General features: G+C 41.4%; 4 protein-coding genes. All 4 read right to left on the bottom strand.

The window, feature by feature from the left end:
• The coding region (locus R2S08_RS15250; protein WP_316835946.1) for a RagB/SusD family nutrient uptake outer membrane protein at nt 1-1,515 on the bottom strand (1,515 nt) is incomplete at its 3' end.
• Nucleotides 1,516-1,530: 15 nt separating this feature from the next.
• Nucleotides 1,531-4,626, bottom strand: coding sequence for a TonB-dependent receptor (locus R2S08_RS15245; protein WP_316835945.1), 3,096 nt, complete (start codon nt 4,624-4,626; stop codon nt 1,531-1,533).
• 218 nt (nt 4,627-4,844) lie between these two features.
• The gene (locus R2S08_RS15240) at nt 4,845-7,757 is read right to left on the bottom strand and encodes a triple tyrosine motif-containing protein (RefSeq protein ID WP_316835944.1); all 2,913 of its coding nucleotides are present in this window, start codon (nt 7,755-7,757) and stop codon (nt 4,845-4,847) included.
• 381 nt (nt 7,758-8,138) lie between these two features.
• Entirely contained in the window at nt 8,139-10,433 is a 2,295-nt protein-coding gene (locus tag R2S08_RS15235; RefSeq protein WP_316835951.1) for a GH92 family glycosyl hydrolase, read from the bottom strand.
• Nucleotides 10,434-10,450 lie beyond the last annotated feature (17 nt).

The raw sequence follows: 10,450 nt of genomic DNA, 5'->3' as shown, positions 1-10,450 counted from the left end.
TGGATTTTGTGTCAATTTACCTGTAGTTACGTCGTTTGCAGGAATGGGAAGCAGTTCGTGTTTGTTCTTTGTAAAGCCCAATGGTCCGAGCTCCTGCTCTGCCAAGCCCCACCTCACCAGGTCAAGAAAACGGAAACCTTCAAAGGCCAGTTCCAGTTGCCTTTCGGTAACAATAGCCTGGAACAGAGCGGTACCACTGGCCGTAACTTCAGGCAATCCTGAACGATCGCGAACTTTTTTAAGTTCCCTCCGGGAACCAGGTTCATCCCCTGCTCTATAGTCCGCCTCTGCAGCCATCAGCAATACATCGGCATAGCGCATAAACCGCCAGTTGGTTCCGTAATTTAATTCAGCAACCGTACCTCCAGACTGGCTGGCATAAGAACCATATTTCCTTTGAAAACAACCGTCAAAATCATAAATTCCGGTTGAAGGGAAATTTCCGCCCGCAGCTTTAAGCTCCTCAATAGACATAATGGTGTTCTTTCTTCTGGTTACATCTCCCGCAGCTACAAAAGCATTGTACAATTTTCGTTTGGCCAGGTTCATGCCCCATCCACCTAATAAGGAATCTCCTGGTGCCATTACATAAGGTGCATCTGCTCTTGGACCCCAAAGCTGGATGTGAATATTGCTCTCCGGCGTCTTACTCCAGGGAAAATTCCCATAATCATAGGCAGATACATTTGAATAAGAGATCTCAAACAAGGATTCTTTCCCAAACTCTCCTTTTTTGGAGAAAGCGAAGGCTGTACTGGATTCCAGGTCATATTCTTTAGAATTGATGACATCATTAAGATATTTTACGGCTTCTGTCCAATTTTGCTGGTACAAATAAGCTTTACCAAGCAAGGCTTGTGCTGCACCTTTTGAAGCCCGGAATTTATCAGCGGCTCCATAGGCGCTTTTCAAAGGCAGCGCATCAATAGCCTGTTTCAAATCTGCCTCAATGAGTTTGTAAATCTCTGCTTTTGCTTTCCGACCTGTAGTAGAGTATTGCGCGGGGTCTATATCACCAGTAACCAGGGGTACATCCCCCCATAAGGTCACCAGATCGAAATAGTTATAGGCCCGCAAAAATTTGGCCTCTGCAATGACCCTTTTTCTGATGTCGGATTCTGGCTGGACTTTATTGATAATTTTGTTTGCCCGGTAAACGGCCATATAACATTTTTGCCAGGTTTTAGAAACCTTGTCATTTTGAGGGGTCGCTCTGTATTTGTCCAGATCCTGATAACCAGGTTGGTCACCATCGTTGGCTCCTCCTGCATTGCTTTCGTCTGAAGGCATTATTTTTAACATCAGCATACTGTTCCACCCACCGTTCCAGTAGTCGGACTGCATAATATCATATACAGCAATGATGGCGAGATTGGCATCAGCATCTGTTTTATAGAATTCATCTTCCGATAGTTTTCCTGGAATTTCCTGCTCTAGAAAACTTTTTTTGCAGCCGCTGAAGATCAAGGTAGCAGACATACAAAACAGGATCATTTTTATAATTGTTCTGTTCATGATTTAATATCTTAGTTAAAAAGTAAATGAGATGCCTGCCATTGCTTTTCTTGCAGTTGGATAAGTACCTCTGTCAATTCCAAGACTGTTACCGCCTGCATTTCCTCCTTCCGGATCTAAACCTTTGTATTTGGTGAAAGTGAAAAAGTCATCGAGTGAAACATAGATCCTCGCATTTTTGATCTTTAATTTACTGGCGATAGAATTTGGAAGGGTATAACCCAGTTGTAGCTGGCGAATCCGGGCAAAAGATCCGTCGAAAACCATTTTATCACTGTTATAAGCTTTAGCATCAGCATTTGCACTAAAGAAACTATTGGTACTGCCATCTCCGGTCCAGCGGTCTGTATAGAAAAATTCAGGTTTATTGGCTGTTCTGCGGTCGTTTCGTACAAATCCCATTAACACCTGATTTCCTTTAGACCCTTGAATGAAGGTTAAAAAATCAAATCCTTTATAGCTGAAGTTTAATCTGAGTCCATAAGTAAAGTCTGGAACTGCATCACCGATATAGGTTTGATCGGTATCTGAAATCTGTCCGTCTTTATTGGTGTCTAAAATAACTGGATCTCCTGGTTTAGGTTTATACCCGGTCAGCTTATTTTGGGCAATGTATTGATCTATTTGTGCCTGGTTCTGGAAAATTCCATCCGTTTTATATCCCCGGAAATACCAAATTGGGAGTCCGGCTTCAAAACGGGTAGCCGTCCATCCTGTGCCAACCCCTGCACCATCAATAACCGGGTAGAGCGGGTTGGTTCTGGTCACTTTATTTTTGTAGGTACTTAAATTAGCGCCAATTTCATATTTAAAGGCATGATCATTTCCATTATTGTAACTGAATTCAAACTCCCAGCCTTTGTTTTCTACATCACCGCTGTTTACTGTATTCAAAACATTCCCAACAAAATAGGGGTTCGCACCAAATGTCAACAGATCCTTTGTCGTCTTTTTGTACCAATCTACAGATAGCGTAAAACGGTTGTTCATAAAATTCAAATCTGCTCCAAAGTCCAGTTGCTCACTTTTTTCCCAGGTCAGATCAAAATTGGGTAAATTGGTTGGTGAGGCTCCAAGTATAAAGTTTCCGTTGGCATCTGTATATTTGGAATCCTGCGATATCGAGTTTAAGTACTCTCCAATTGCCACATTGGATAAACTTCCATTCTGGCCCCAGCTTGCTCTTAATTTGGCATAATTGATTACACTTGAAACATTTTCGGCAAAAAAGTCCTCTTTAGACAGTATCCATCCTGCAGATACTGATGGATAGGTACCCCATTTATGACCATCTGCAAATAGTGAGGAGCCGTCTTTTCGTATTGTTGCTGAAATTAAATACCGGTCTTTATAATCATAGTTTAGTCTTCCATAATAAGATACGAGTGTAGAATTATTGTACTGTCCATAGATTTTTGCCAGTTTATCTGGTGTATCCTGTACAAAATCGGGATAAGCCCATTTATCCTGGTCTTTAAAGATTCCAGAATAGCTTCCGCCAAGATTATTGTACATTTTTTTTAGCGCGGATGTACCGGCCATTATACTAAAATTATGGTCATTAATTCTCTTTGAATAGGTCACAAAGTTTTCCCATTGCCAATTGAAATAATTATTCTGATAGTCTGAACCGTTGGTAATGTTGTTCAATTTTTCACTGGAATACCATGTTTTTGGATTCCATGCATGGTTTCTGACGAAAGCAGCATCAATACCAAAACGGGTGGTGAAAGTTAAACCTTCCAGAGGGGTAACATCAGCAAACATGTTACCGACTACTTTATTTTGTGTAGTTTGAGTATGGGTGGTTTCTATCTGTGCCAGTGGGTTTCCATATTCACCCTGGATAAATCTGGAAATGCCATAGTAATTGCCATTGGCATCCTTTACCAGTGGATTACCTGCATTAATTGCGTTTTGAACATGAGCAGGTAATGCTCCAGTATAAGTAACCGGCGTAATGGGATCAAATGCCATCATACTTCCAATTACGGATCCATATTCTGTATTCTCAGGAATGCCGCGGCTTGTAAAGTTGGAGTAGGACAGGCGTTCCCCTACTTTAAGCCAGGATTTCATTTTATGATCTGAATTTATCCTGAACGTATAACGGTCAAATTTGGCTTTGTCGCCCCCAACAATACCTTGTTGTGTAAAATAGGTTGCTCCAAGTAAATAGGTTGACTTCTCATTTCCGCCGCTAAAGTTTAGCGTATGGTGCTGCTGAGGGGCATTTTTCAAAACCTCTTTCGTCCAGTCTGTCCCTGAGCCTACCGCAGCAACTTCGGCATCAGTAGGTGCATTTTGGCCTGCCTCTTTCATGTACTGCTGATATTCAGGTGCATTCATCATTTTGGTAAAATTCCTGGCAGACTGCTGGCCCAACTGGAAGGTATAATTTACATCCATGGTATTTGCCTTCCCGGATTTGGTGGTGATGATCACCACACCATTAGCGCCTTCCGCGCCATATATTGCTGCAGATGCTGCATCTTTTAAAATCTCTAATGAACTTACCTCTGAAGGATCTAAATATTCTATTCCTCCGGCACGTACGCCATCAACAATATAGAGCGGCTCAGAACTTTTATTGGATCCGGTTCCTCTTACCCGAATACTAAGGGCAGAGCCCGGAGCGCCTGAATTTGGAGATACGGTGACCCCAGCCGTTCGGCCTTGTAAGGCCTGGTCAATCCTGCTGGAGGAAACTGTTTTCAATTCTTCTGCTTTAATGGAAGAGATAGCACCGGTAACCAAGCTCCTCTTTTGAGTGCCATAGCCAACCACAACCACCTCATTAAGTTTGTTGTCTTCTTCTTCCAATACGATTTGTATCGGGCCACCTCCTGTTACAGTAAATGTTTTGGTCTTCATTCCTATCTGGGAAAAGACCAGTACTGAATTGTTTCCGGGAACTGTGATTACAAAACCCCCGGTTGCATTGGTACTAACCCCTTTTTGTGTGCCCTGTATCTTCACAGAAACCCCGGGAAGTGGATTTCCATCTGAAGCGGTAACTTTTCCCGTCACATTGATTCCCTGGGCATTGGTCAGAAAGGGAATAAAGAGTAAACAGGAAATGAAGAAAATGAGTGTAATTCTTCTTTTCATACGATTTTGATTTAGGTTTATAATTTGGTTTGGCATTCGCCAGATTTGGGGATCTGGCTTGATCAAATGTATCCTATACGGAAGGTGAATTGATTTTTTAACCACACTACACCAACCCTACAGTGGGTTCAGAAACCCATTTCCAAAGACATTATAAGCACTACATGAGCACTACAAACAAAAAACAACAACCTGATTAACAACAGATTAAATTATAATCATTTTTGATTCGCAATATCCATCAAAAAATCGAAAAGGTTGACTTCGGTTGGCAGTTGTAATTTTTTCCTCAATCTGTACCGGCCCACTTCTACCGCTTTTGGAGTAATGTTCATCAGTTGAGCAATCTCTTTGGTAGAGAGGTTCATCTTGAGGTATGCGCAAAGTTTCAGTTCATTTGGGGTAAGGTCAGGAAAAAGATCTTTCAGCTTCCCAAAAAAATCATCATTCACATTATTAAAATGAAGCGTAAACTGTTCCCTGTCCTGATCGCCTTTCTCTACATCCCTGATGAGCCGCAACAGGTGCCGGAAGCTTTGTGAATTGTCTGGAACATCATGCTTTTTAACCAGCATAGAAATAACGTCTTTGATTCTGGCCAGAACTTTACCCCGCTCGACCAGGTGCATCGTCATCGCCGCAAGTTCTCTGTTCTTAAAATTCATGTCAGCTTCCAGTTTTTCATTCTTCAGATCAGCAATTTGCTTCTCATTACGATCTGTTTCCAGCTGGTGTAAATAACTGAGTTTTTCTTGTGCCTTTTTATGTTTTATTTTCTGCCATTTGAACAAGAGATAGATCCCAACAATTGCCCCCAGCAAATAAAGCATATAGGCCCAAATACTCCTGTACCAGGCTGGTTTTATCACAAACCGGTAGACGGATGCCTCAGATTCACTGCCCAGGTTATTTCTCGATTTAATCTTAAATGTATAATTGCCAGGAGGAAGATTGGTATAGTCCTTTTCACTTTTTGCGCTCCATTCAGACCAGGATTTGTCGAATCCTGTCAGTTGATAACAGAATTCAATATTGTTCTGTTGCTCAAATAATGTAGAGGAATATTCAAAATGCAGGGAATTGTGTTCATGAGAAAGTTGTAGCACTTGCTGACTGTTCTGCTGGCGGGTAACCTGATCTCCATTCATAAAATAACCGCCAAAAAGGATACTGTCTTTCTTTCCAAAAAGCTTTACTACCCCAAGAAGAATGTTTGGTTTGAATGTATTTTCTTTATACTTTTTATAATTGATATGAAATGCGCCTTTACTTGCCCCTATAAATATATTCTCTTCATTTAAGGGATAAATAGATTCAAAACCACCCACCACTTTTTCATTAAGCTCCGGCAGATAAATAATGTTGAATGGCCGGGATGCGGAAGCCTGACTGAAATCAACAATCCCCACCCGTTTGTTGGAAACAAACCAAACATTTCCTTCATTATCTTCCTTAAGGTATTGAATCTGGACATTTTTCAAAGCACCGTTAAATAAGGTAGAGGGCTTAAAGGAATCAATTTTGGGATCATATTCATAGAGGCCCTTTTCAGTGGAAATTACCCTTCGGTTCTTGATCCGGTACAAATAGTTATGTAAAGTAGAAGGCAGGCCATCCTGCTTTCCGTAAATACGGCTGTTCAGGATCCGGCTATAATCCGGTGCTATTTTTAGTTTATAAACCCCTCTGTTAGGATGGGATACCCATGCTGTACTTTCTTCGGCATCAAAATCCAGGAACCTGAAGGAATCTGTGAAACCGGACAGTTGTCCTTGATTCTCAAATTTTCCTTCGTTAAAACGTAAATGCAGCAATCCAAAATAGTTTCCTGCAAGAATATCTTTAACCGGATAAACCCAGGAAACCGGCTGGAACAGCCAGGTTCCAGAGGAGGCGATCTTCCTGGCTTCGACCCCTTCTATTCGGAAAATACCGTCCTCATGTCCCATCAGTAACTGACCATTTATCTCCTGAAGCCCCCACACCTGGCCTTTAGCATTTTTCACTTCATAAAATGCTCGTTTTGACAAACTAATGTCCTTTTGACCGGGGTCAACTTTTGAGGCGTAGAGACCATTAGAGGTTCCAACATATAATACGTCTTTAAATAGGTTAATCGCATAGCCGGTTGCTTGTTTATTTTTATCCGGGAATACTGTTTTAATAGCACTGTTGATGCCAATAAGATCTATACCATCATCCAGTGCAACCCAAAGGCTTTTGTTTTGATCGATCAGCAACCCCCTGATGTTGTCTTTCTGAAGTCCTTCTTCGTAGGAATATTTCTGAATCATCTTCCCATTCTTGTTAATGATCAAAATCCCGGCCGAAGTACTACCAAAGGCATACCATTCGGAATTGACCTGGGTAGCACAATAAATCCGGTCATTATGGAACAGATTGTCTACTTCAGTTATAAATGGAGTAAGTGCCTTTGAAGACATCTTAAAGAGCCCTGTTTTCAATGTAGTTACCAATAAAGTATCACTGCGAAAAGGGAGAATGGAGGTGATCTCCGCATGATCCAATTCAGGAGGGTTATATAAGGGCTGCCAGATGCCGTTCTTATAGATCATCAGCCCTTTCCCTTTCACTTGCGCATATACTTCCTTATTTCCAGTTCCTAAGAATTCCCATTGTGTTTCGGGTTTGTAAATACGGATGCGGTTATCTTTAAAATGCAGGATCTTACTCAATGAACGAAAGAATACCTCGTCTCCACGGATAACAATATTCCATATGTCTGCAAATTTCCGTTCCTTTTCCGGGATCAGATTCATTAAAGAGTGGTAGGTGAGCACACCATTTGCATCAGGAAAAAAGTAGCCGGCCTCATCCTGTCCTCCAACAAAGATTCTGTTTTTTGCATCGATCTTTACCGAGCGGACCACTGTAAAGTTTGGCAAATGGTGAATATTCCAGAAACGCCCGTTAAAGGTGAGCAGGCCGTCATTATTTCCGAAATAAAGAATGCCATTTTGATCCTGGGCTACATCCCAGTTCTGGATTCCTCCTTTATATTGTCCATAGTTATAATTTACAATTTGCGGAAGTGCCAGGGGTGCCTGTGCCAGGACTAAAGAACTTATAAATAAGAGTATAAGAAACAGAAGGTTCTTCTTTTGATTCATAACGAGCATAGATAAGCGTTGTCTTAAAATTCCAAGACGGAGGTTCAAGTTAATACTTTTTATCCATCTGAAGAATAACCCCCTCATTGAAAACTAAAATTTCTGCTGGATGTTATTTCATTATGAACGAAGAACAAGAAGAAGTCATTACTGATAAAAGAGCTTTGTGATTTGCTTTACAAGGGGAATGCTCACGTCACATTTGAAGAGGCGGTTAAGGTATAAAAATCAGGAGGCTTTTTGGGGCCTCCTGATACAATTCAAACATAAACACTACACTAAAATTCTGATTACTTGACTGCAATTACTTAAAAAATTGCTCCGGTTCATAGACTCATTTTAGCGAATTCATCAGCCCAATTGGCATTAAGCTGTTGAATTTTATTTTTTAGCCTTTTCAGTTGAAAAGGAGTAAGGAAAATCTGCAGGATCTGATCCTCTTTGTTTATTTGGGACAGCAGACATATTAAAGTTCAGTATTCCTCCATTTTGTAATCCGGAATGGCTGATCCAGTTTTTTGAATAGGGTTTTCCATTGATCTGCAAAGACTGTACATATTTGTTTTCTGCACTGTTAGCTGGTGCGTTGATGGTTACTGTTTTACCATTCTCCAGCTTTAGGGTGATCTTCTTAAACAGTGGTGCACCCAGTGCATACTGATCTACTGCAGGTGTAACCGGATAAAACCCTAGGGCAGAAAAAACATACCAGGCAGAAGTCTGGCCATTGTCTTCATCGCCACAATAACCATCAGGGGTTGCTTTATACATTCTGTTCATGGTTTCTCTTGCCCAGTATTGTGTTTTCCAGGGAGCTCCACCATAATTGTACAAATAGATCATATGCTGGATAGGCTGGTTTCCATGCGCATACTGTCCCATATTTGCAATCTGCATCTCTCTGATCTCATGGATCACTCCACCATAAGCACTTTCATCAAAGATTGGAGGCAAGCTAAATACAGAGTCTAGTTTCTGTACAAATTTCTCACTTCCCCCCATCAGTTTAGACAGACCGGCAATATCATGAAAAACAGACCAGGTATAGTGCCAGCTATTGCCTTCTGTAAAAGCGCCTCCCCATTTAAATGGACTGAACGGCGACTGGAAAGTACCATCCTGATTTTTTCCACGCATTAAACCCGTAGAAGAATCAAAAAGATTCTTGTAGTTCATACTTCTTTTGGCATAAATGCCAATCTCGCTCTCCGGTTTGCCCAGAGCGCGTCCAAGTTGATAAATAGCAAAATCATCGTAAGCATATTCCAGGGTTTTGGCTGCATTTTCAGAGATTTTCACATCATAGGGAACATATCCCAATTTGTTATAATATTCAACACCATTACGGCCAACAGCCTCCATAGGACCTTCATTATTGGCACCATGGATTACTGCATCCCATAGCGTATTAATGTCATAGCCACGCATTCCTTTGATGTAGGCATCGCTCACTACAGAAGCCGAGTTGTTTCCGACCATAATATTGGCATAACCCGGGCTGCTCCATTCCGGCAACCAGCCGCCTTCCTTAAAGTCGTTAACCAATCCTTCCTGCATTTCCTTATTAATGGAAGGATACATGAGGTTCAGGAAAGGGTATAATGCCCGGAAAGTATCCCAGAAACCTGTACCTGCAAACATATAACCTGGCAGGGTTTTTCCATTATAAGGACTCCAGTGTACAATTTTATTGTTGGCGTCAATCTCATATAGTTTGTTTGGAAAAAACAAAGTACGGTACAGACTAGAGTAGAATGTACGTGCCTGATCAATTGTTCCTCCTTCTACACTGATGCGGCCCAATGTTTTGTTCCACACATTTTTAGCTTTTTGTTTGGTGGCGTCAAATGTGTCATTGGCCAACTCTCTTTTTAAACTGGTTTCGGCCTGTTCAAAGCTGATAAAAGAAGAAGCCACTTTTGCAATGACCTGCTCGCCTTTGGCCGTCTTAAAGCCAATAACCGCACCGCTGTGGTCGCTCTCCAGCTCTAAACCATCTTTAAGAGTTTTATCACTCCAGGTTTTGGATAGCGTAAAGTCTTTATTAAAATAGATGACGAAATAATTTTTGAAGTTTTTAGGCAATGGTCCTCTTGCGTATTTGGTCGAGTAACCAATGATCTTTCTTTCTTTAGGGAAAATTTTGATGTACGAGCCTTTATTTAAGGCATCTACAACAACGAATGCACTGTCTGCTTTTGGGAAAGTAAACCTGAATTGAGCTGCACGTTCTGTGGGTGTAATTTCAGTGGTTACATCGGCATCTGCCAGGTAAACGCTATAGTAATAAGGTTTTGCAACTTCTGCTTTATGGCTGAACCAGCTTGCGCGGTCATCCTCTTTGAATTTAAGACTTCCAGTTACCGGCATAATCGCAAATTGTCCGTAGTCATTCATCCAGGGTGAAGGCTGGTGGGTCTGCTTAAATCCTCTGATCTTATCTGCATCATAGGTATAAGCCCATCCATCTCCCATTTTCCCAGTTTGAGGGGTCCAGAAATTCATGCCCCATGGAACTGCAACTGCAGGGTATGTATTTCCATTGGAAAGATCAGGTTTAGATTGTGTTCCCATTAAAGGGTTCACCAGTTCTACAGGGTCAGATAGATTAACCCCCTGCTGTGCAAAAGTACAAGTGGTACCCAAAACAAGCAGGGCACTAAAAATTCTTTTCATCATGGTTTCTCTGTTTG

This window comes from Pedobacter nutrimenti, from assembly GCF_032678445.1.
GTDB classification, from domain to species: Bacteria; Bacteroidota; Bacteroidia; order Sphingobacteriales; family Sphingobacteriaceae; genus Pedobacter; species Pedobacter nutrimenti_A.
This window is presented reverse-complemented; position numbering and strand designations above follow the sequence as displayed.